4 protein-coding genes are annotated in these 25,927 nt (G+C 49.7%); all 4 read right to left on the reverse strand.

The features are described from left to right. Positions 1–3 precede the first annotated feature (3 nt). The gene (locus AC1DN5_RS12170; RefSeq protein ID WP_366969195.1) at positions 4–6,216 is read right to left on the reverse strand and encodes a beta-ketoacyl synthase N-terminal-like domain-containing protein; all 6,213 of its coding nucleotides are present in this window, start codon (positions 6,214–6,216) and stop codon (positions 4–6) included. Next, entirely contained in the window at positions 6,213–12,368 is a 6,156-nt protein-coding gene (locus AC1DN5_RS12175; RefSeq protein WP_366969194.1) for a type I polyketide synthase, read from the reverse strand. The genes AC1DN5_RS12170 and AC1DN5_RS12175 overlap by 4 nt, the downstream gene beginning before the upstream one ends. Positions 12,369–12,390: 22 nt before the next feature. Continuing rightward, entirely contained in the window at positions 12,391–20,109 is a 7,719-nt protein-coding gene (locus tag AC1DN5_RS12180; RefSeq protein ID WP_441397054.1) for an SDR family NAD(P)-dependent oxidoreductase, read from the reverse strand. 4 nt (positions 20,110–20,113) lie between these two features. Then, positions 20,114–25,927: beta-ketoacyl synthase N-terminal-like domain-containing protein (locus AC1DN5_RS12185; RefSeq protein ID WP_476982768.1), on the reverse strand; the 5,814-nt coding region annotated here is incomplete at its 5' end.

Genomic DNA, 25,927 nt, shown 5'->3' on the forward strand with positions numbered 1-25,927 from the left:
AATCTACAGTCTTGTTTTGGCGGGCTTCAGCATCTCACCATGCACGTTCATTATCTTTTCCTGCAGCTGCAGGAAGCTGTGTTCTGTCATTCCGTCTGCCGAATATAAACCGCCGCAAAATTCAGAAATCGTTTCGGATGCGCTGTCTTCAGCCAATAACGTCATATGGTTGGATACTGCCACATCCATGATGGCGATATTTGTCATATGCTCTTCCCACTGGCTCCAATAGTTGACGAAATCAGCTGATAAAATATCGGCCCTGATCGTAAAATACGGATCAAGCTCACCCAAGAAAATACCGTTTTTATTTCGGAAATAATAGCATGTCACCCCGTTCGGATCCGGAAGCGGCAGGAGTTCGTAATCAGTGATTTCGTAAGCGTCCTGAACGTTTATATTCTGCCTGATCAGATTTTTCACCAACGCGTCCGTCTTCGTTAACCCCCGCTGTTTGGCTTTTGCTATTAATTGCTCTAAAAATATGTCTTCATGAAGATCGGCATCTAGTTCATCACGGTGAATCAAGGTTTCAGAAATGCGTTCCGGATGTTGATAAATTGGTGCAAATAAAGCCATGTTCACCGTCTGCAGCATCATATTTTTATCAAATAATTCATCAGGAATGTTTATTTCCCGCGCACCCGCTGAGTCAAAGGAGTCTAGCATGACGATTGACTCAACGGTTTCTCCAGCCAGCTGCAATTGCCGGGTGACTTCATAAGCGAGCATACCCCCTAATGAATAGCCGCCTACATCGTAAGGACCCCGGGGCTGCACGGTACGTATGAGCTTAACGTAATATTCCGCCATGTGTTTAATGCCGCGGATCGGTTCCCGGTCTGTCATCCATCCTCTTGCCTGAATTCCGTAAAAAGGACGCCCGGTCCGTTCGGCAACAGGCTGGTACAGCTCCACTGCCCCCAGTGCGGAATGAAACCAGAAAATCGGTCTTCCCTTTCCTTCCGGGTTAAGACAGATCAGCTCGGGCGGCTCTTGATCATCTGTCTCTTCTGATATATCGTTTTGTTTCGTATGTTCCCCATGTACTTCCTCAGTATCTTTTTGGACAGAACCGGTCAGATAGCCGGCTAATTTTGCGATTGTCGGATATTCATAGACCAGATTTGCCGTAATAGACGCTTGATAGGTTTTATTAATGGACTGAACCCATTCCACACCGATAATAGAATCCAGCCCCATATCAATGAATGCCTCATGCTCATCAATATCTTCCGGCTTCAGAAACAGAATGTCCGCAAGGCTTTCTTTGAGCTCTTTGCGCAAAGTGCCGTCAGAGATGCCGGCAAGGGCAGTTTCTGCTTCCGGGATTTGCGGACGTACCGCTGTTTCCTCCGCTTCAGCATACTCGGGTTTCTTTATTTGCCCCGCTATATATTCCGCAAGCTCCTCAAGCGTCGGGTGTTCATACACCTTATTGGCAGTAATCTCAGTGTGGTACGTTTTATTTACTGTTTGTATCCATTCAACCCCGATAATGGAGTCAAGCCCCATATCGATGAAAGGCTCATCAGCATCAATATCTTCCGGTGACAAAAATAAAATATCTGCCAGGCTTATCCTCAATTCTTCAAGCAATGTTCTATTGTCTTCGGAAACGGCTTTTTCTGGCTGCTGGACAGAACCAGTACAATCCAAAGGCTGTAACACGATCGGTTTTTGCAATGTCTCCGGTTCAAACGCTGTCATTTCGATCTCAGTTAAAGGACTCAGAGAAATCAGCCCTTCATGTTCAGGCTGTAGCGAAGACGGGAGAACGGTTTGCGTTTCAGACTTTTTCATGGCTTGACCTGATAAAGAACTGTTTACATCAGCCGCCCAATACCTTTCTTTTAAAAACGGGTAGGCAGGCAGCGGCGTTTTATAATATTGCCCTCCGTCAAAAAGCCGTGTAAAAGGAAGATCATATCCTCTGCAAAAAAGGTCAGCGATATGTGCCAGGCTTTCTCTGTACTGTGCGGGCGAAGCCGCCGAGCGGCACTGTTCAATGCACTCCATTCCGAATGTTTTCATTCCGGCTTCTTCTGCCGGCTTCTGCTCCTTCAAATTGGACACAAACACACCCGGAAGCTCTCTTTTTACAAGCCACTCCGATAATACCCGCTTCAGTTCGTCCGCACTGCTTACGATACAGGCAAATCGGTGATGCAGATGCTTTCTGCCGAGGAGGAGCGTATAACTTATATTTCCCAGATCGCTATCTTTGTTCTTGCTGAGTACATCCAGCAGGCGTTCTGCCTGAATTTCCAGCTGACGCTCCGTCCGCGCAGATAAAGGAATGAGGCAGGCCGGTTTTGCCGGTGACCGGCGCACGGTTTGCGGCGCCTCTTCAATAACAAGATGGGCATTTGTTCCGCTGAATCCGAATGAACTGATGGCGGCTCTGCGCGGTGCATTCGGATTCCGTTCCCACGGTATCAGCTTTTCATTAACAAAAAACGGACTGTCGGCAATTTGAATATGCTGATTGGCTTGATGAAAATGCAGGGAAGCCGGAATCTGCCGATGCTTCAGCGACAGCAGGATTTTAAACAGTCCGGCCATCCCCGCGGCCGCAGCGGCATGTCCGAGATTGGTTTTCACAGAGCCGATGGCGCAATATCCTTTTTTATCCGTATAGCGGCGGAAAGCACGCGTTAAGGCGCCGAATTCGATCGGGTCGCCCAGTGCAGTGCCCGTTCCGTGAGCCTCCACCATTTGAATGGTTTCCGGATCAATGTGAAAAGTATCATAGACATGCCGTTCCAATCGTTCTTGAGAAAGCGCGCTTGGAGCGGTTATTCCGTTTGTAGTGCCGTCCTGATTCATTGCAGAGCCTTTTATGACGCCGTACACATGATCTCCGTCACTAACGGCGTCGCTAAGACGTTTCAGCACCACGGCTCCCACGCCTTCACCCGGCACGAAGCCGTCCGCGCTTTGATCAAACGTATGGCAGCGCCCGGTCGGCGACAGCATATTCGCCTTATTTGACGACTGATAAAAAGCGGGAGTGGATTGAATGAAAACCCCGCCCGCCACCGCCATTTCCGTTTCTTTCGTCCAGAGCCCCTGACATGCCAAATGAATGGCTGTCAGCGAACTGGAACATGCTGTATCAACAGTGATCGCCGGACCTTGTAAATTAAGGTGATAGGCGATCCTTGCCGGAGTGACAGAATTATGATTTCCCCAAAAAGCCTGCGCGGGCCCCTGCTGTTTAAAAATGGCTTGGTAATCTCCGCCGCAGGAGCCGGCATACACGCCGCATTCCCGGCCTCTTACCGAGTCTCCCGCATATCCCGCATCTTCAAGCGCTTTCCATGTTTCTTCCAAAAACAGCCTCTGCTGAGGGTCCATATAGGTCGCTTCACGTCCCGATATATTAAAGAAAACGGGGTCAAAACATTCAATGTCCTCTATAAAACTGCCATACCGGCATTGGCTGTCAGAGAGATCCCATCTGTCTGCTTTTTTAATCAGATCCCGTCCGGCGGCTAAGTTTTCCCAAAACTCATGGACATTCTCCGATTCAGCAAACCGCCCGCTCATCCCGATAATCGCGATCGGTTCTTTTTCAGGTAACACAGCTGCTGATTTGACTGTATCGGCCGGACCCTTTTGTTCGGGGCGGTACGTCCTTTGATACGGCTCAGAAACGCTGATGACGATTTTCCCGATATTTCCGCGGTCATCCAGACAGTGATACGCTTCTTTTATGTCTTCAAAGGAAAAGATTTTTGAGATGACAGGCTGAATGACTCCCTCTTCCGCCAGCCGCTGCAGTTCCAATTGATAGTCCTTGACCTGATCCGGATTTTGAAGGGACAGCTTCCGCAAATCCACGCTGTGAAACGATTGATTGTTATGAAGGACGGACAAGTCGACTGACTTAGCGGATTTCAGCGCAGTCATGGCAATTTCGATATATCTTCCGCCCGGCGCCAGGCAATTCATTCCTTTTTGCATGGCATCACCGGCCAGGGTATTAATGACTACATCCACCCCGCGGCCGCCGGTCATTCGCATGATTTCCGTTTCAAAGTCTTCTTCTAAATAGCAAATGGTATTGCGGATCCCGAGCGAATGCAAATACTCAATTTTTTTCTGTGATCCGGCCGTGGCATATATTTCCGCGCCGATATGCCGGGCCATTTGCACCGCGATCAGCCCCGTTCCTCCCGTCGCGGTCTGAATTAATATTTTTTCGCCTTTTTTAAGTCCGGCTTTCCGGAAGGCGTCTATCATTGTCACCGCCACGGTGGGAAGAGCGCATGCTTCTTCAAAGGTCAGCCGGGCCGGTTTATGATAGACTTGATGTTCTTTACATGTGATAAGATTCGCCTGAGATCCAAATTCCTCTCCCATGCCGACAATCACTTCATCACCTGGAATGATGGATGTTACATGCCTCCCTGTCTTGATCACGACGCCGCTTGCTTCAAATCCGGGAGTGAATGGATAAGGCGGCATCGTCGGGTACAGCCCTCTGACACAAAGCAAGTCTCCGAAGTTTAAAGAAAAGGCGCGGACGGCTATTTGAACTTCGTCATCTTTTGTCTCGGGCACTTCACTGCGGGCAATCGTCAGATCTTCAATGCCGCCCGGACGGTCAATCACAATCCGGAACATTCCCGAGTCATCGGGCTTTGCGAAAGAAGGCGGCATACGTTCTTGTTTCGGTTTCTGATAATCGTTTTCCTTTCTTTCCGTCTGCAAAGGTTTTTCAGCAGGCCGTTCTTCCTGAAGCGCCGGACGGATTTTCGCTCTTTCGGTCTCCAAAGATGAGGCTATAGTGGTTTCATATTCTGCCGAGATATAACCGGTCAGCAGTTTCACATGATAGTAATCAAATAAAATCGTTGTCTGCAGTGTAAGATTCAATCGCTTATTCATCTCGTTAATCACATTGACGGCTAAAATGGAATCAATGCCGTATTCTGAGAAATTCAGTTCTTCCTGAATATCCTCTTCTTTCATTTTTAATACATCGGCAATACTTGTTTTGATGACAGAGCTGACATGGGAAGCGACCGATTCCCCATCAGCCTTAACAGCTTGATGCTCCTCTGGCGCGCGGCTGCGGGAAACAGGCTGTGCGGGCTTTCGGAAAACTTCGGCCGGGGCGGCGTATGGCTTTCTGCCGTCTCTGATCCCTTGCATCCGGACGAGTCCGTCACTCTCAGCTGCGATAATCTGCTGACCTAAATCATGAGCCGTTTCAGCAGGGAAACAAACCGCTCTGTATCCTTCCGAATACAGCACACGCTCCCACGATTTTGGATATAAGCCGGGACTTCCCGGAATCCGAAGCTCATCATCCTCATAGGACCACCAGCCGTCAAGCAGCCCGAAGGTTAAATGGGTAAAAACAGAACGATCGCTGATTTCGTTTATCAGAATCATCCCGTTGTATTTCAGGAGCGCTTTCAGACGGCGCAGTGTCAAACCAATATTTTTTGTGGCGTGAAGCACATTGGCGGCGATGACAATATCGTAAACACCCGTTTTGATATTTTGTGATTCGCAAGGCTCCTCCGCATTAAACAAGGCTGTTGTCAAATACGGCACATCAGATCCGTATTCCTGTTCGGCATGCATTAAAAAAGCTTTAGAAACGTCCGTATAACAATATTCCGCAATCTGTTTTGCAAATGGTTGCAGTTTTGTAAACAGCATGGCGCTCGTTCCGCCCGTCCCGGCCCCTACTTCTATCAGCCTGATGCCGGCATCGGGATGTTCTGTAAGATAGGCTTTCAGGTAAGCGGCCGCGGAATCTGCTAACACTTCATTAAAATAATCCGCAACGGGATTATGCTTATAAACACCTTCAACGAGCCGCATTGATGAATCGGGAAATACGATATCCGTAGCCGGACGTTCCCCTTTTAAAATTGAAGGCATCGCTTTTATCGTCGCTTCGGCCAATTCAGCTTGCGCAAGCTCCCCATTTGGAAGCAGGCGTTTATGGGCATTCCACTCATTCCAGACTGTGCTGCCGTCCGGGCGCTGATCCGTGAGAAGAGTGATCGTGTATCCGTCATACGCGATATATCCGTTTTCTTTTAATAGATTCAGGCTTTCTTCCAGCCATTTGCAGTATGTGCCGATCACGCCGGCGTTCCGCATGGATGCTGCAGCGGTGGTGACAGGCTCGCTGAAAAAACCGAGTGATTGTAATTGGTAAAATAGCAGTTTGCAAAGAAGGCTGTTCATATGCGCAACTCCATTTCTCGTTTTAAAGTCTCAAGCCGTTCATTCCGATCCGGATTTTGCCGCTTGACGCTTTCCATAAATGAAGGCTCCGGACCGGATACAACCGATATTGCATCTTGATCCGTCAGTGCGGCTAAGCCGTGCGGAGCAGCTTTGATGAATGCCGCTTGGCTGAACGGTTCTGATAGTAAGACTTCCAGCGCCTCCATTGCTTCATCGGGTTCGATAGAACCGATCCCTGACGCCTCCATCCGTTTTCTGTAAGACGGGTCTGATACAACGCCCAGACTGCCCCAATATCCCCAATTCATGACTTTCACTTCACAATCAAGCAACGAAGCGATATGGCGGGCAAAGGCGTCTTGAAATGTACACCCTGCCGCATAGTTGCTTTGCCCGGCATTTTTTGTGAAAGAATTAACGGATGAGAAAAACAGCACAAAATCAAGCGGTTCTCCCTTAAAAGCTTCGATCATTCGGACGCTCGTATTCACCTTAGCTGAAAAAGCGTTTCTGAAAGAAGCTTCATCCATATTAGCCATACTTTTATCGGCAAGCGTTATCGCGGAATGGATGACTCCCGTTATATTGCCATATTGCTCTCTTACGGAACGGACGGCCGCTTTAAGCGCTGCGGCATCTTGAGCATCAGCCTGTATATAATGCGGGGCGGGGCCTGATATCGCCAGCCTGTCTATTTTGCTCTGAATCTCCTGATCCTTCGGCCGCCTGCCGATCCATATAATCCGTGCCTTGTAACGGGTGATCATGTATTTGCTCCATGCTTCTCCGATGCCGCCCGCTCCGCCGATGACAGCATAAACGCCGCCTTCTCTGTACGACATACGCGGAGCGGAACTTGTCAGCACCCGGACTGTTTTTTGCTTGTGCCAAGCTCCGTTACGGTACGCGGCAGCATTTCCGTCCGGATCTGGAGGAAGGCACCAGATGTTTTTCATCTCAGACGAATCACTGCCTTCTTCTGCATCAATCAGCCTGATGTCCCAGTTCGGATATTCTTTTGCCAATGAACCGATCAAACCGTGTACGCCTGCATGCTCAGTCTGCGGCAGATCACCCGGATACACGGACTGTGTCTGCCGGGTGACCGCCGTAAAGCTGATGTTTCGGTTTCCATACCCGAGTGACAGCAGCGCTTTGATGAAACGGAAACATTGAATCACCCCATTCTCCTGCTCATCAAGCATTTCCTGACTGACGGATGCAGGTGCGAAACGATCCGGCGCAATCCATAAGAAATGGCGGATATCCTGATACCCGGCTGTCAATTCACGTAATGTTTGCTCGCTTGAATGATCCGGCGTCTCCTCCAGATGGGCGCGGGGCCACATTTTTGCCGCAGCCTTTATGGTATTTCCCGGCTTCCCGATGATCAGCAATTGTTCCTGATCAACCGCTCGATTTTCTTCCAGAGAAAAGAAAGTTTTGTCCCACACAGGGGCAAGCATCGCCGTCTGAACTTCCTGCCGTTTGCTTTCGGTTTGGTTTGTCTGCCGGACAGCCCGGCAGGAGAAGCCTGTCAATCTCATACAAACAGCGCCGTTTTCATCACATAAATCAATATCCAGCGTCAGCGCTTCGTTATCTGACCGATCGCTCTGTTTGCGGACAAGCGCCCACATCGTTTTCTGAGTCGGCTGAAATATTTCTGCCTGCCGCAGGGAAAACGGCAGCATCGGAGTGTCTCCGGCAGTATCTGAACCGGCACCCAGTGACGCCTGAAACGCGGCATCTAGAAGGCTCGGATGGATGACAAACTGATCGGCGGTACTGTCTGCCGTTTCCGGCAGCGACAGCCGGGCTGCAGCACCCCTTTCTCCGATCATCAGCTGGTCAATTCCTTGATGGCTCGGCCCGTATATCATACCCGCATGCCGGAAAGCCTGATAAACCTCGTCAGACGTCATAACCGATTGGCTGCAGCCGGACAGCCAGCCCTCTAAGTGAACTGACGGAACCGCTGCTATCTCTCCTGATACCGCGGTGCCTTTACTGTATAAAATCCGTTCTCCCCCAGGTTTTTCCGATAGGCTGTAAATCGTAAATTCAATGTCTTCATTTTCCTTAAGGATAAGGCTGATATGGATTTCTACATCCGTCCCCTGATGAACGACAGGCCTCATCCATATGAGATCTTTCAAATACATTCCTTTACGTCCGTCCGGCACAGCGTATGCGGCACGCTCAACGGCCGCCCTGGCCATTTCGATCACGGCGGCTCCCGGGAGCACCTTCTGCCCATTGACTGTGTGATCAGTGAAAAAGAATTCCCGTCCGGTAAAAACAGAGGTGAATTTCAGCTCCCAAAGATCGGATGTGTTTTCATGAAGCAGCGGATGGATCACCGTTTTGCCGCCAACCCTTTTTGAAACCGCCTCGGCTTCATCTTGAATCCAGCATCTGATCTTTGCAAACGGATAGGCGGGAAGACTGATTCTCCGGGGTTTTTGTCCCGAATATAACAAGTTCCAGTCCACATCGACTCCCTGCACCCACATTTTCAGCAAATGATCGTACTTTCTCTTTTTCAGCCATTTGACCATGGCTTCCTGCAAATCTTCATCAGATTCAAACACAGCCACTGTCTCATGATTTCGCTTCGCCCGCCCCCTGTAAAGATACGGTGCGTTTTCATTTTCCAAGTACGATCTGAGCTTGTCCTCCAGCTCCTTAAGGGAGTCCGCAATGAGAGCCAGCCGCTCATCCATCGCTTCCCGCCCCGCTTGTAAAGTATATGCGACATCAAATAAGTCCGGCTTATCCGTATGCTTCTTTTGAAGAAAAGCAAGAAGGCGCTCCGCATATTCTGTCAGACGCTCCCCATTTTTTGCAGACAGCAGAATGACAGCCGGCCCTTGGCTGCTGATTGCTTGTTTTACAGGAGCCTCATATTCTTCAATAATGATATGCGCGTTAGAACCGCCCGCACCAAAGCTGCTGATCCCCGCCCTGAGCGGCTGTTCTTCTCCGTCTGCTGAAATCCGTTTCCAATCTGTTAATTCACGGCAGACGGAAAACGGTCCTTCATCAAATTGGATATTCGGATTTAAAATATCTGCATGCAAAGATGGGACGATTTGTTTGTGCTTCATCTGCAGCAGCACTTTTGTGACAGCAGCGATGCCTGCTGCCGATTCCCCATGTCCGATATTTGATTTGACAGACCCGATGAGACATGTTTCAGGAACATCACCGAATGCATCGGTTAAAGCCCGGATTTCAATCGGATCGCCTAATTTCGTCCCTGTCCCGTGCGCTTCCACATAGCTGATCTGGCTCGGAGATACCCCCGCTTCCTGTAAAGCTTGAGAAATGACTTCGCTTTGCGCCTTGGGGTTCGGTACGGTGTAACCGCTCGCTCTCCCGCCATGATTAATGGCAGCTCCTTTAATGACGCCGTAAATCCGATCTCCGTCTTGTACGGCGTCTTCTAAACGTTTAAGAAGCAGCACCCCGACCCCTTCTGCCGGAATATAGCCGTCACCCCCGGCGCCGAAACTCCCGCAGTGTCCTTTAGATGAGATGAACTGCCCCTGGCTCAGCATGAAGTACTTGTTAGGATGAACAGTGAGATTCACTCCGCCGGCAAGCGCCGCGCGAATCCGATGATCCCGCAGATCCCGGCACGCCATGTACAATGAAGTCAGCGAACCCGAACACATCGTATCGACCGAAATGCTCGGCCCTTGAAAATCACAAAAATAGGAGACACGGTTAGCAATGGATGAAATCCCGCCTGGGAGCCCGATATGCCGTCCTTTCACTCCCGCTTCAGCCGCGAATAGCGGGTATTCCTGATACATGACACCGGCATACACACCTACCTGACGGCCCAGTTCAGGTGATGTCCTCGTATATCCCGCATCCTCCATGGCCATCCACGCATGCATTAAAAACAGCCGTTCCTGAGGATCAAGGTGTTCCGCTTCACGTGGGGAAATCTTAAAGAACTCAGGATCAAAATCGGCGATCCCGTCAATGAATCCGCCCCATTTGCTGTAGATCGCTCCCGGCGCCGTCCGGTCCTCGGAAAAGTAATGTTCCCATTTCCAGCGGTCTTTCGGAATTTCGGTAATACAATCCTTTCCTTGTTTGAGATTATCCCAAAACGCATCGATATCATCTGCCTGCGGATACTTGCCGGAAATTCCGACAATGGCAATATCCAGCGGGTTTCCTTTCGTTTTCTGACGGCTTTGATTCCCGGACGGGGCAAAAGACGCATTTTCAAGCCGATTTGGCTGAAGCACTTCTTTCACAGACGCATTTTTCAATTCCGCCAGCTGTTCCCCGTTATGACTGAGGACTGCGGCATCAAATGAGAGAAACCCGTCTTTTTTATGTTTGATTGTATTCACCACATAGACGGTATCAGACATGACAGGTCCGTAAAGCGTCAGTCTCTCAATCATGAGCGGTACGTGAATCCGCTTTTTCAGCTGCAACTCTTCTTCACCGAGCGACATATAACAAGAATTCAATATTAGCGGGTCAAATGCAAAGTGATGGAGATCGACTTTTTCTTTTTTTCCTGATAAGTCCAGCTGCAATAAAAAGGAGCTCTCACTCATTTTGTATCCCGCCGTTACTGTTTTCAGCATCGGTCCTATCGTGAAGTCGGCAACCGAATCGTACAGACGGGAAATGACATCCGGCGCCACCTTTTGTGCATGCGACTTCATTTGTTCAACGTCATATGATTTTTTTATGGGTGCCTCTGTATATCTGCTTATTTCTCCTTCGGCACATGTCTTCCGGCTTTCTTTACCGGAGACAGTGCAGCTTGCGGTAAAGCGTTCGGCACTCTTTTCTGCCGTAAATGAAATGTCAATCTGCGCGGCCTCTCCCGGCTCCAGCGTGACGGGCCCTCCCGTAAAACGGATATCTTTCAGCTCGGCGGGATACGTGCCGAAATGAGACGCTCCGGATGCTTCAAGCACCAGACACGGATACACTACACCCATCAGTGCCGGTTTGCCGAAAACCAGATGATCCTGAAGGAATGCTTCATGTTCATAGAAAGTAAATGTCTGACTGCCCGATTGCGTTTCAGAGACCGGTGCTGCATTCGCGACAAGGCCGGAAGATTCATCTGTTCCTTTTGTTTTTATGTCTTCAAGCAGTTCGGATATGCTGCTGCACTCAAATAAAAGAGTCGGATTCAGCCGCAGATCAAACGCTACTTCGATGTCTTTAATAATGGCCAGAAGCTGTGACGATTCAAGACCTAATTCAAAAAACACGGTGTGCGCATCATTTCTTGTGACAGGACGGCCTGCGTGTGTCGAGAAAATGCGGTATAAGGTTTCCTCCATCTGCTGAACGCCTGGTATCAGCTGCCGGTCTGTCCGCACCTTTTTGGCTGTCAGGCCGAGCAGTGAAGCAATATGCACACCGCTGGGGTTGTAAAAGTCAATATCCATTTTCACCATTTCTGAAGGTGTGCCGGATTTTTTCGAAATCACCGCGTAACAGCGCTCCGTAACGGTCTCAGCGGCAATAAACGACTCATAATAAATCGGTAAAAACAAACCGGCGCCTGCAGCTGTCTGCAATACGCCGGAAGCCATGGCGGCACCGTCCATCAGCGCGGGGTGAAAGAGAGCGCCGGGGAGATTTTCCTGGCATGAATCAGACTGCCGAATATCTAGGAAACATTCCGCTTCATTTGCATAGATCTCTCCCTCCGGCTTCATCAGCCCGTCATGCGACAGTCCGCGGCTTCTCGCGGCTTCGTAAACTGTATGCAAAGAGACTGACGGAAGTGCGGCTTGTTGTTTTTTCTCCCCTGCGTCAAGGCGTCTATCTGATGAGAAGACTCCTTCATGCAGCTCCGCTGATAAGAAAACCGTCCCGGAATCCGCCCCGCAAATCGAGGCTGTCCAGAACTCCTTTTCTTTACTGAATATGACACTCACATCAAGCTGCTCTGACCGTTTCACTGATAAAGGATGATAAATGGTCACCCGTTTCAGACAGATGGAACGGAATGAAAGATCAAGGCATTGCTTTGCCAGCTGATACAGCATATCAATATAGGCCAGACCGGGCATGACAGATTCTCCGTGAACAAGATGGTTTTTCATAATGGGATGTTCTGCCGTCAGGCGCAGATTCACTGTTTTTTTCATGGTTAGTCCCCTTTTAAAAACGTCACGTTGTCACCTGCCAAAACGAGTCTGCAGGTGCAGTGCTTGTCTCTGCTTTTTTCTCATATTTCTTTAAAAGATCCGCAATGTCCGTTTTTTCATTACTTGTTTTTTCCGCTTCATTCTCCGTGCTGTTCCAGCCGCCCAAAAACGGGTAGTGTTTTTTTCTGAATTCCGGCGGCTGGGGCGCCCGGTGATGTTCCCGCTGCCTTTCACCTCTGTATTCTTCAACGAGGATATGAGCATTTGTCCCGCCGTCAGGAAATGAACTCTGAGCTGCGACGCGGGGTTTCTTCTCTGAATGCCAATCAACGGGTTCACGATTAAAATGAATACGTGACGCTTCAAAGTCATAATGTTCAAATGGCTCACGCGCTGATAAGAAAGGCGGAATCCGCTTATGATAGACGCTCAGCACACATCGGATGAAGCCCGCAAGTCCTGAAGACAGAAGCAAATGCCCTACATTCGGTTTCACCGATCCGATCCGGCAGGGCAGAAGCGTTTTCCGGTTCAGCTGATAGACATCTGAGAGCGCCTTGATTTCCACCGAATCAACGATTGGGGAACCGCCTCCGTTCACTTCTATATATCCAATGTCTTCGGGCGACTTTTCCGCCATATTAAGCGCAGTTTGAATGACGTCTCTCTGCGCCCTTATATTCGGTGAACCGGGACCAAGCGTCCGGCCGTCATTGTTTACCGAGACGGCTTTTATGACGCCGTAAATACGGTCTCCGTCCCGCACCGCATCGCTCAATCGCTTGATAAACACCGCCCCCGCTCCTTCTCCGAGCACTTCTCCCGCTGATTCACGGTCGAATATATGAAACACGCCGTTCTCATTTAAAATATGGCGCGCTCCGAATAACCGGTGCGCGGACGGAGATAAGAGCAGACTCACCGAACCGACTAAGGCCGCGTCAATCCTGCCGGCCAAAAGGGCGTCTTTTGCAAAGGACAGCCCGATCAGCCCTGAGGAACATGCTGTATCCACGACAAGGCTCGGCCCTGTGACATTCAAAAATCGTGAAATGTTGGCCGCCAAATAGTTTTGCCCCGCCCCCAAAATCGGGTTAGGCGCCTGCAGAATATGCTCCATACCGGCTGAAGGCTGTGCCCTGCCGCCGATGTATACGCCGACTTTCCGTCCCGATAAATCCTTTTGGCCGTACCCGGCATCATAAACGGAATGAACCGCTTCTTCTAATATGATCCGCGCCTGCGGGTCCATAATTGCCGCGTCTTTTTCAGAGATGCCGAAAAAGCCCGCATCAAACATGTCGATATTATCAATCCACCCCGCATAATCCTTTGTATGTGCTGTTGCATGCCAGCGCGATGCGGGGACAGGCCGGATGGCGGTGTTCCCTTTCATCAGCAGCTCCCAAAAAGCATCCGTTCCGCCCGCCCCCGGAAAACGGCAGGACATGCCGACGACGGCAATATCGTCTTCGGTATCCGCTTTCGGCTTCATGGATGTTCTCTCTTCAGCGGCGGCGGTTAAATCAGGCTGGAGGTCCCTGTCTTGAACGAAACCATTTTCTTTTGTCACAAAATCGGCTTTATGATGCACTGCGAAATAGTCAACCATTTCTGTAATCGTTTGATATTGAAGCATTAAGGACGGTGTTAGCTTTATGCTGATCCGTTTTTGCAATGATTGAACCAATTCCGCAAAGAGTATTGAGTCAATCCCGTATTCATCAAACGGCATATCATCTTTTATCTGCTCATCCGTCATTTTCAGTTCTTCGCTGAAAACGGTGCGCACCCATTGACGAATTGTATCCTTCACCTTTTGGTCACTGGAAATGCTTTTTTTCACGGGAGGTTCAGATTTCTTCACCTTCAAAAGATCACCAAAATCAGCCTCACTGTCTTCGGGAATACAAGGAATTCCGCAGCTTTGTCCGTTTAATATGATGTAATCTAAAAACTTCAGTCCGTCCTCGGCAGACAGCCTGGAAAGTCCTGATTTTTGATAAGCAGGTGTTTCCGGCAGGCCTTCAGCCATGCCGGTTTCTTTCCAGACGGGCCATTGAACGGCTTTAACAAACACGTTCCCTTTACCTGCTTGATGATTTGCAAAAGAGTCCATAAATGAGTTAGCCATCGCGTAGTCACTTTGCCCCGCAGCAAGCGAAGGGATCTGACCCGAAACGGATGAGAACAAAATAAAAAACGACAGCGGCTCATTCTGAACGGCTTCATAGAGACCGCGAAGCCCTGTTACTTTCGGCGCGCAAACGCTTTCGATTTCCGTTTCGGTTTTGTTATAAAAAGCGGGGTGTTCTCCCATTGCACCCGCGCAATGAAAAACGCCGGTAATCGGTCCCATCGTGCCGCGGATGCTGTCTGTCATTTTCCGGAGGCCCTTTTGATCCGTAAGAGAAACGCTGTAATAACGGATCTCCGCGCCCCGCTCGGCTAACCTCTGCATCCGCTCGGCCTTTTCCGGGAGAATGCCGTCGTTTTTCATGTCTGCCCACTTTGAGGAATCGGGAAGCGGCTCCCGCCCCATGATGACCAGTTTCCTGCATCCGCGTGAAACGGCATGCTCCGCCGCAATTGCGCCGATCCCGCGCGATCCGCCCGTTATTAACAGCACATCATCAGACGAATAGGAAAGCTCAGGCGCAGCCGAAACATTCATACCCTGCTTCAGAAACGGCACATAACGGCGATTCAGCCTGTAGCAGCATTCACTGCCGCTTTTGGCCCGCGGCTGTAAAAATTCAGTCTCAATCTGTCTGCTTAATTCTTCTGTGTGCTCAATCGCACAATCGCTATCTATCGTAAAAGAATGAATGTTGGTATACTCAGCGCCCAGCATCCGATACAGTCCCGCCGTTTTCGCCCCTTGCATCAGAGGTTTACTTTCCTTGAAAGGCTGGAGGCGGTGTGTCACTTGGCTGAACACAGCGCCGCTATGACGGAATGATTCAAGAGCCTGCTGTAAAAAGGCAAGCTTTCCGTGTTCTATCTCTTCCTGCCGTTCATATTCCGCATCATATGCGGTTATGTCGATGACCCCGAGTATCTGTTTGTTTTTAAGAGACTCCCGCACTCTGCCGTAAAGGTTTCGCCCCGATGCGGCGGCGTAATAATCGGCGCCGTCTTTTGCCTGATGGATGAAGCAGATCGTTTCAATATGGCCGTTTCCTTTAAAAAGAGCATCGGCCAATCGGCTCGTCTTATCAGTTGCAAGTATCATGACTGTTCCTGATAATGCTTCAGATTCCGCCGGATCTTGCTGCTTCCATTCTTTTTGAAGAATGATCTTTTGGTTTTCCGCCGGTTCGTCTGTCTGTTTCCGGATATCCGCAGGCACAGGCACCCAATACCGCTCCTTCGCGAACGGATATACAGGAAGGCTGACCCGTTTCGGCTTCTCTCCTTCGTATAACCGGCTCCAGTCAACGGCGGCTCCTTTTGTCCACTCAGTGAGCAATCTGGAATATTGCTTGTTTTTCAAAAACTCGGCCATTCCACTTGATGACATATCGTCGTGAGCACGTCCGCGGAAACACCCTTCAATTTCTGTTTTCCGTTCAAGCACATCTTTCAGTTTCGCTTGCAGGCCGCAAACGGATGTAACGATAAATGCCAGCCGTTCAGGCATCGCTTCTCTGCCAGCTTGAAGCGTGTAGGCCAGGTCTTTAAGGTTGACTTCTTTTTCCCGTAAAAAGCGGTCATACCGTTTTACATATTCTAATAGGCGTTCTTCATTTTTTGCCGAAAGCAGAAACAGAACCGGCTCGTCTTCCCGTATACTCACCGATTTCTTTTCAGCCTGCTTCGGCAGATATTCTTCTATGACAAAATGGGCATTGCTCCCGCTGGCGCCAAAAGAACTTAAACCCGCTCTTCTCGGCTGGTCAGGATGTAACGGCCGTTCCCATTCTACCAGCCGATCCGCCACATAAAACGGCGTGTCCGAAAATGGAATATGGGGATTCAGCGTGTCCGCGTGCAATGACGGAAAGATTTCTCCATGCTTCAGCTGCAAAAGCACCTTTGTTAATCCGGCGATTCCGGCGGCTCCTTCTAAATGGCCGATATTTGATTTGGCAGAGCCGATGGCGCAAAACCGCTTCTTGTTTGTCCATTTGCGGAATGCGCGGCTCAGCCCTTCAATTTCAATCGGATCACCCAGAGACGTGCCTGTTCCGTGGGCTTCAATATAGCTCAGTGTCTCCGGATCAATGCCGGCACTCTGAAAAGAATCTGTAATGACTTCCGCCTGTGATGCCGGATCAGGCACTGTCAAACCGGATGTTTTTCCGACATGGTTTAAAGCGGAGCCTTTTATGACGCCATATATCGGACAGCCCATTCTTTCCGCTTCTTGAACGGTTGTCAGCAACACCGCGCCGACGCCTTCTCCCGGCACATAGCCGTCACCGCCGGCGGCGAAGCTTTTGCAGACGCCTTCTGAAGACAGAAATCCGGCATTCGCCAAAAACGCATATTTATGCGGATGTGTGACCGCATTAACGCCGCCGGCAATGGCGAATTCGCACTCTCCCCTTTTAATGCTTTCACATGCCAAATGTATGGATGTGAGCGAAGAAGAGCACATCGTATCAACAGCCATTGACGGCCCTGTAAAGTTCAGGCAGTGAGACACGATATTCGGAACAGAGGCAGGCGTCACGCCCATAGACATCGGTGTGCCCCGCTGTGTGATTTCAGCGCCGAACAGCTCATAATGGCTCCAAAACACACCTGCGAATACCCCGACGCGTTTTCTCTTTTGTGAAGATGGCCCGCGCGCCGTTCTGTCCTGATAAAAACCGGCATCTTCACAAGCTTCCCAAGCCGTCTCTAAAAAAAGCCGCGCCTGCGGGTCCATCATTTCAGCCTGGCGCGGAGTCAGATTGAAAAACAGCGGATCAAAGCAGTCTATGCGATCTAAAAATCCTCCGTAACGATAGAACTGATCTGCTTCATAGGAGAAAGGATAACCTTTCCACCTGTCTTTCGGCATTGTTGTGATGCAGTCTTTACCTGAGCGCAGATTCTGATAAAATTCATCGATGCTTCCCGCCTGCGGGTATCTTCCTGCCAATCCGATTACCGCAATATCGTGCTCTTCTGTGTGTCTCTCTTGTTTTTGGCTCCTTCTCTTGACAGCTGCATGGGATAATGAAGAGCTGTTCTTGTCTGCCATCGGAACCAATCGGGCCATGTTTTCAGTTACAGCCGGCTCCTTCCCGTATAAAATAACGGATTGCAGCTTGCCGAGACGCAGCATATATTCAAGTGAAGCCATCCCTTCCCCGGCCGGAATCGGGCTGGTGCCGGTTGCATCATTCATGATCTCTTTCATTAAGCTGTCAACCTGCATGCCGCCATCTTCCCAAAGCGGCCAGTTGATCGTCATAGAAGCCCCGGCCCGTTCGCCTTTTTTCGCTTTGCAGTCGCGATATTTCATATATTCATCCATAAAAGCGTTCGCTGCGGCATAATCTGTCTGGCCCGCATTTCCGGCCAACGCCGAGAATGAGGAAAATACGGCGAAAAATTCAAGCGGTTCATGCCGTGAAGCTTCGTCCGCATGAATCAGGCCGCTGATTTTCGGCAGGAACACTCGCTTCAAGTCAGAACTGTCTTTTTGGATGATAAATTGATCTTTTAAAACACCGGCGCAATGAAAAATGCCCGTCAGCCGGCCGAAAGTTTCTGTAATCTGAGCAAATGCCCGCTCTGTTTCGGCTTTGCTGCCGATGTCCGCTTGAACGTAAAGAACTTCTGCGCCCAATGCTTTCAGTCTGCTGATCTTCTCAGACTGTTCCGGCGAACGGCCGATGAGTGCGAGCTTCACCTTTTCTTTTTCTGCAAGGTGACGGGCAAGCAGAAATCCAAGACCGCCGAGGCCTCCTGTAATGACATATACGCCGTTTTGTTTCCAAGGAGACTGTGTCTGCCCGTCCGGTTTCTCAATACGTTCGAACAATCTGATCTGCCGCATATTGTCTTTATACCGAATGTCTGTGCAGCCCGCATAAGAGCCGTCTGCTTCTGTTCTAATGATTGCAGCCGTCTCACTTGGCAATCTCTCATTCTTGTTACAGAAGGTGATCACCTGAGTGCGAAAAGCCGGATTTTCAAGATGTGCCGTTTTCAGCATAGCCCCGAGAGCGGAAGACAATGCCGCTCCATTCTCAGCGGCGCATACAAGCTGAATCAATGTATGTTCTTTCGGATGGTCTGTCAGTTCCCGTTTGAGCATACGAAATATGCGCTCGGCATCTGCTTCAAACTGCTCATCTGCAGCCTCATGCTCCTTTTTTAGTTCTATCACTTCCGCTTCCGGGCAATATGTGCCGAGTTCATCGGTGAGACGGGGTCCTGCATCGGCAGCGATAATGAGATGACGGGTGTGTTTTTGCCCGTTCTGCACTGCCGTTTCCAGCGGCTGATCTTTCCAGGCGGGTTCAAAAAACAGAACCTCATCAGCAATGTCAGCGTCTGATGTATGCCGTTCTTCGGCCGAATCTTTCAGCACACAGCCCGCTTCATTGCTAAGGTAATCCGCAAGGCGGCGGACAGATGAATATTCAAAAAGCAGTGTCGGATAAAACTGCTGCTGAAAAGTCTGCTCTAATATCTTTACAAGCTTCAGCAAATGCGCCGAGTCAAGCCCCATATCATAAAAGCCTTTCCGCACATCAATATCCTGTGCCGGACGATTGATCAACCTGGCGATTTCCGACTTTATGTAAGTCACCATGTTTTGTTCCGGCGTTTGTTGTTCAGACACGTCTTCTGCGGCCACATGACTTTCGGGCTCGCCACGGCCGCTTCTGTTCTGCTGAGGCGGCTTCTCTTTGTCTATCAGATGGGTAATCATATTCGCTTGTCTGACCCTTTTTACTGTCAGTTTCTCACATTCGGCCAATACGTTCCCTGCCCTGTCGTAAATCGTGAAGTCGGCCGAATAAAAATCAGGTTCGCTATCTGATGCGCCGCTTTCAGTGCGGCTGTTTTTCGCAGAATAAGTGTAAATCGTTTTCGGAAACGGCTGATATATGCAAAAACGATTGATCATAAAAGGAATATAAGGTGTGTCATTCTGTTTTTGGGCCGACAATGCAAAGGAAGAGCCGGCAAGGGTGGACGCATCTAAAAAAGCCGGATGCGCCTTAAATTTCTCCCGGAATCCTTCAGCCAAATCACTCAGACTGAGCTCCATTAATTCTTCTTTATCCTGAAGCTGATAAACGGCCCCTTCATTTTTCATAAACTCGCCATGTTCAATATGGCTTCTTCTTGCAATTCCGTAAATGTCATGCATGTCCCATTTTCGGCTTGCGTTTTTCATGAATGCTTCAATATTCAGCTCTTTTGCCCGGGGCGTGTTTTTTTGCAAATAAAGCTGACATTCCATATTCTCATCCCGTTTTCCGCCAAGCGGTGTGCCGTTTTTTGCTTTTTCGCTTGTGATCTCAACTTTCCAGCTGTCACGCGCCGGCGTAAAGGTGACATACAGGTGTTTATCAAACTCTTCAGATGTTACAACAGGCTGCTTAAAAATAATCTGTCTTAATTCTATAGGCCGTTCACCGAGATACCCGGCGGCGAGCCGATACAGCATATCTATTAAAGTCACGCCCGGGAGGACGCGGATTTGATGAACGCGATGATCCCGGACGATATAATTCGTATGGCTGATTTTCTGCAGGAACGTTTTGACTTGATCGGTAGCAACTGCCAATCTATCACACCTCGCTTATTTCAAACATTGCTTCTGTGCCCGCCTCATTTTCTTCCGCTTCGGACAACTGTGCTTTTTCAGGCCAATACCGCTGTTTTCGGTATACTGTCTGGCCGCCTTTCGGTTCCATGGCCGCTTTTCGTTCTTTCGGAATTCCTTCGTTGCTGACAATAATATGAGCGTTATTCCCGCCCAAACCGAACGCGCTGACTCCGGCCCTGAGTATCTCTTTTTTTCCTTTCCACCGCTTCAGCTCAAGCACAGGATAAAGCGGCGAATCATTAAATTGAAAGCGGGGGTTCGGTTTATGACAATGCAAAGTCGGCGGCAGTTCTTCATTGGCAATCGCCAGCAAAACTTTGATGATTCCCGCCGCGCCCGCCGCACTCAGCAAGTGGCCGATATTGCTTTTGACGCTTCCTACACCGCAAAATTGTTTTTCATCGGAATAAGCAGACAAGACATTGGTTAATCCTTTTAATTCAATCGGGTCGCCGATCAATGTACCGGTTCCGTGCGTCTCTACGTATGTCATGGTGTCCGGATCGATTTCCGCCGATTGAACCGCCTGCTCAATCAAGTCCTGCTGTGCCCGGGGATTCGGCGTCGTCACGCCCATTGTGCTGCCGTCATTATTTATCGCAGAGCCATCAATAACGCCGTATATTTTATCTTCGTCTTCTATCGCTTTTTCGAGCGGCTTCAGCATCAGTACACCGCATCCCTCTCCGATTCCTGTTCCGTCCGCATCGGCATCGAAAGATTTTGAACGGCCATTTGGCGATAAGATTCTCGCCGCGCTCATGGTGAGAAAAGGTTTTTCATCAAGCAAAATGTCAACCCCGCCCGCAAAGGCCGCCTCCGCTTCTCCATTTTGAATAGCCTGCACGGCCAAATGAATTGCCGTAAGCGAACTGGAGCAGGCCGTATCTACGACCAGGTTGGGCCCTGTAAAGTTATAAATGTGCGCCATATGTGCGGTAATAAAATTTTGCCCCGCGCCGATAATCGCGTCTTTTTGCAAATATTGAAATTTCTGATGAAACGCACCTGCCCTTGCACCGGCAAAAACGCCGATACGGCGGCCCCAGAGATCCTCTTTTTTATAACCGGCATCGGCCAAAGCTTCCGCGCTCACTTCGAGCCACTGCCTTTGCAGCGGGTCTATCATCGGTGCCAGCGTTTCTGAAATATTAAAATACCCCGGGTCAAATTGATCAATATCGTGAATAAAACCGCCCCATTTACTGATGCTTTTTCCTTCTTGATATTCACCCGGCCGATAGTGTTCCCCGGCATTCCATCTGTCCGGCGGAACTTCAGTGACGGCATCCGTTCCGCTGCGGAGATTCTTCCAAAATTCTTTTATATCCCCCGCTTTCGGAAAATGACAGGCCATGCCGATGATCGCAACCTTTCCCCGTTTCCCGGGCTTATCTGCCGTTTTTTTGCTCCGTTTCGGCGTCTTCTGCAAAGGGAACTTCTCCGCGGGAACCGCTGCATCTGCCGAAAAAGCTTCCGGACAATGTGCGGCTAAATAATCCGCGAGCTGTTCTATAGTAGGGTGTTCCAGAAGGACAGTCGGATCAATTGAAACAGACGGCAGTTTTTGATCAATCTTTGTCAGCACTTGCGCCAGAAAGATAGAATCCATTCCGTATTCCTGAAAAGGCACATCGATATCCATATGCGTTTCATCGATACTCAGCTCTTTTGCCAAAAGCGACTTCAGCCAAGATTGAATGTCAATCCGGTTATGTTCCCGTTTTTTTGTTTCAGGAGGTTTGGCAGCTGTTCTCATTCCTTTATGGGCGGCTGGCTTGGCGTTTTCCAGCGCTTTGATGTCCCAATCATGTTTCACTTGTGCCGGCAGCACGACAGCTCCGGGTCTTTCTCTTAAAATGTAATCAAGCATCTTGAGACCTTCCGCGTCAGAGTGCCGCAGCAATCCCGTTTGCTGATACATCCCGCTTTTTGTATCCCTGCTCATGCCCGTCTCATCCCATGCCGGCCATTGTATGCTAATAATGCCGCTCTCATTGTTTTCTGCAAAATAGTCCATATAAGAATTTGCCATCGCATAATCGCTCTGACCCGCCGCAAGAATCGGAACGGCTGCCGAGACAGATGAAAACAAGACGAAAAATGCCGGCGCATCATCCTTTACACTCTCATACAGACCGTGGAGGCCGTCTGCTTTCGGGGCGAGCACCCGCGCGATACTGTCTTTGGATTTGCGGAGAAAAGCAGGGTTTTCACGGTCCGCAATTCCCGCGCAATGCAGAATGCCTCCGATAGGTCCGAGCGTTGAGGTTACCTCTTTTATAAGCCGTCCGACGGCCTGCTTATCCGTCAGATCAACTGCTGAGACGCACACTTTTACGCCTTGTGATTCCAGCTGCCGGATAAGCTGTATTTTTTCCGAAACAACAGGGTCTGTTTGCTCAAGATCCCACTCGGTTTTCGGCGGCAGCTCCTTTCTGCCTGTCAGAAGCAGTTTCTTCACACCGTATGCGGAAACGAAATGCTTGGCGCATAAAGCGCCGAGTCCGCGCGTTCCCCCGGTTATCATCAGGACGGCGTCTTTTGGAAATACAGTCCGGTCTGTTTGCACGGCTCCTGGTTCAATCTGATCAGTCTGCCGAAGAACATAGCTGAAGCGCATGCCGTCCCTGTAGCAAACAGCAGACTCCGTTAAGTCTGATTCAATTTCTTTTTTAATAAAAGCGGCTGTCTGCTCCAGCGGCTCTTCAGGATCAATATCGGCGTGACAGGTGAGAATATGGCTGTATTCATGCCGCAGCATGCGATAAAGCCCCGCTTTTTCAATACCATGCATAGCGGCAGCCTTATTTTTGAAAGATTCAAGCCCTTTTGTAAGATAAAGCATTTTCATGTTTTCTTGTCCGCGGCCGTATTCAATCAGCTGCTGCAGCGATACCGCCCAGCTGACGTCCTGCCGCTTTTGTCGGGAGCCGCAGCCGGTGAAGTCAATAAACCCGGAATAGATGGCCGCATTCGGATCCTGTAAGAAAGAGATGAGCTGATTTTCCTGCACAATGTCAGCATCATTCAGCTGTTTTTTCACCTCGGCGGCAAGGTCTTTTGTATCCTCAGAGACGATGAGCGCTAATTTGCTGAACGGCTCGGATGAAGACACTGCCTCGCAAGGCTCCCATGTTTTCTGCAATAATACTGTTTTTTGATTCGAAAGCGGCAGCCGCTCCTGTTTCGGCACCCAATAACGGTCTGCTCTGAACGGATAGGAGGGCAGGCTGATGCGGCGCGGCTTACTGTCCGTATACAGCTGCTCCCAATCCGTGTCAAATCCGTTTGCCCAGAGCCGCAGCACTTTCTTGTATTTCTTTTTCTCAATCCAGGCGCTGACGAGGTCAGCAGCGTCTTCATCGTCTGAGAACATGGAGATCGTGTTATTCTCGCGTTTTTTACGGCCGCTGATGATATCTTCGCTGTTTTTTCCCATCAGAAACGCGTTCAGTTTTTCAGTCAGTTCCTCTGCGGAGTCTGCAATGATTCCCAGCCTCGCTTCCATCGCGTCCCGTCCGGTCTGCAGTGTGTATGCGGCATCTGCAAGATCGATATGACGGGATGATCCGTTTTTGATAAAATCGCGAAGGAGACGCGCTCTTTCTTTCAGCCGCTCTTCATTTTTAGCCGACAAAACAAAAAGAGATGACGCTTTCTCACGGGTTTCCGGCTGTTCCGTTTCACTTTTGCCCATGTATTCTTCAATAACGATATGCGCATTGACACCTCCGAAACCGAATGAGCTTACACCCGCCCGGCGGGGCAGGACCCGGCCGTTTTCATCACGCAGCGCTTCCCATTCCTTTGTTTCTGTCACAACGTAAAACGGGCTGTCCTTCAATTTGATATGGGGATTGATGTTCTCGCAATGCAGACTTTTAGCGAGCGTCCGATGTTTCAGCTGCATCAATACTTTGATAACGCCCGCAATGCCTGCTGCGAGCTCCAAATGTCCGATATTTGTCTTCACTGAGCCTATCCCGCAATATCCGCCTGGAGCCCCGTCTGTTTGGAAAGCTTTTTTCAATGCATTGATTTCAATCGGATCTCCGAGTGCCGTTCCGGTTCCGTGCGCTTCTATATAAGTGATCGTTGACGGGTGAATACCGGCTTTTTGATAAGCGCTTTTCAGCACATCCGTCTGAGCCTGCGGGTTCGGCGCGGTAAGTGACGCTGAGCGTCCGCCGTGATTTTCCGCTGTACCGCGGATGAGACCGTAGATGTGATCCCTGTCATGCTCAGCCTCTGAAAGCTTTTTCAAGACAATCATGCCGGCACCCTCTCCTCTGACATAACCGTCAGCCTGATCAGAAAATGTTTTGCAGCGCCCGTCTTCACTGAGCATGCCTGCTTTTTGAAAACCGATATGCCCTTCAGGCGTGACGATCGTGTTGACGCCTCCTGCGACCGCCATATCACAATCTCCCGTTTCAATGGCTTTTACCGCGCGGTGAATGGCGACTAAAGAGCTTGAACAAGCGGTTTCTATCGGCTCGCTCGGCCCGTGGATATCAAGAAAATAACTCATTCGGTTCGGCCCGACGGACGGCACGATTCCGGTCATCGTATACCCCTCGACAGGAAGACCCGCCTTATTGATTAAGGTTTGATATCCGCTTCCCAATGTGCCGGTGAAAATGCCGGTTTTTGTTCCGACAATCCGTTTTGCTGAGTACCCCGCGTCTTCAACGGCTTTCCACACATACATCATTAATAGACGCTGCTGAGGATCCATCATTTCAGCTTCTTTCGGAGATATCCCGAAAAACAGCGGGTCAAACCCGGCAATTCCATCTATAAAACCGCCCCATTTAATTGACGTTTTATTTGCATCCGCTGCCGGTTCGCCGTCATATTCACGCCAATCCCAGCGATCTCGGGGAATTTCTGTGATGCAATGCTCTCCTTTTGATAAACGTGTCCAGAATTCATCTATGTCTTTCGCTTGCGGAAAAATACCGCTGATTCCGATAATGGCTATCGGTTCGGTTTTTTCTTCTGATTTTCCTTTTACGGATACGGGCGTTTCCCGCTTGACATGAACGGCCGCCGGAGCTTCAGCTTTTCTTTTTCCGGCTTTTGGGGCGGTTTTTAAACTCTCTCTTTCTAAGCCGCTGAATGCTTCTTTCCATTCAGATATCAAATGGCCGCTCAGTTTGCGCAATGTCGGAAATTCAAAGAAGATAGTCGGGCTGAGCTCAAGCTGGTAAGACCGATTTAATAGATTTGTAAATTCAGTGAAGATGATCGAATCAAATCCGTATTCCGTCAGTTCGCTGTCAGCCTCAATATCTTTAATGCTTACCTTTAAAAGATCTGATACATGCCGCTTTAGTTTCTCTTGAACCCGATCTTTCAGATCTCTTGCATCTGTCTCTGCCGCAGCTTGTCCGGCGGCGCTTTGTTCTTCGCCCAGATCGAAAATATGGCTGCGAATCCGTTTTTCGTCGCCCTCTGCCACCATGACCTGGTGTTCTCCGGAGGCAAAAGCGGCATAAAGCGCCTGGATGCCTGATGCCGATCGCATGGCTTTCATTCCGGTCTGTTCATACATCAGCCGTTCGGTCTCTTTGTCCACGCGCATACCGCCTTCTTCCCAAAGCGGCCAGTTGACGGACAGAGTCTGCCCGCTCCGCTTGTTGTCCCGCACGAGACGGTTTCGGCGGGCTGCATAAACATCCATAAATGCGTTGGCTGCCGCATAACCGGCCTGTCCCGGATTTCCCATGCCTCCCGCCAAGGAAGAAAACAGAATGAAAAAGTCCAGCCG

This window comes from Bacillus sp. 01N42_2 (genome assembly GCF_056399565.1).

Bases quoted from the DNA above. Each gene is read 5' to 3' on its own strand.
- AC1DN5_RS12170 (WP_366969195.1), bottom strand. From the start codon at position 6,216: ATGAACAGCCTTCTTTGCAAACTGCTATTTTACCAATTACAATCACTC.
- AC1DN5_RS12175 (WP_366969194.1), bottom strand. From the start codon at position 12,368: ATGAAAAAAACAGTGAATCTGCGCCTGACGGCAGAACATCCCATTATG.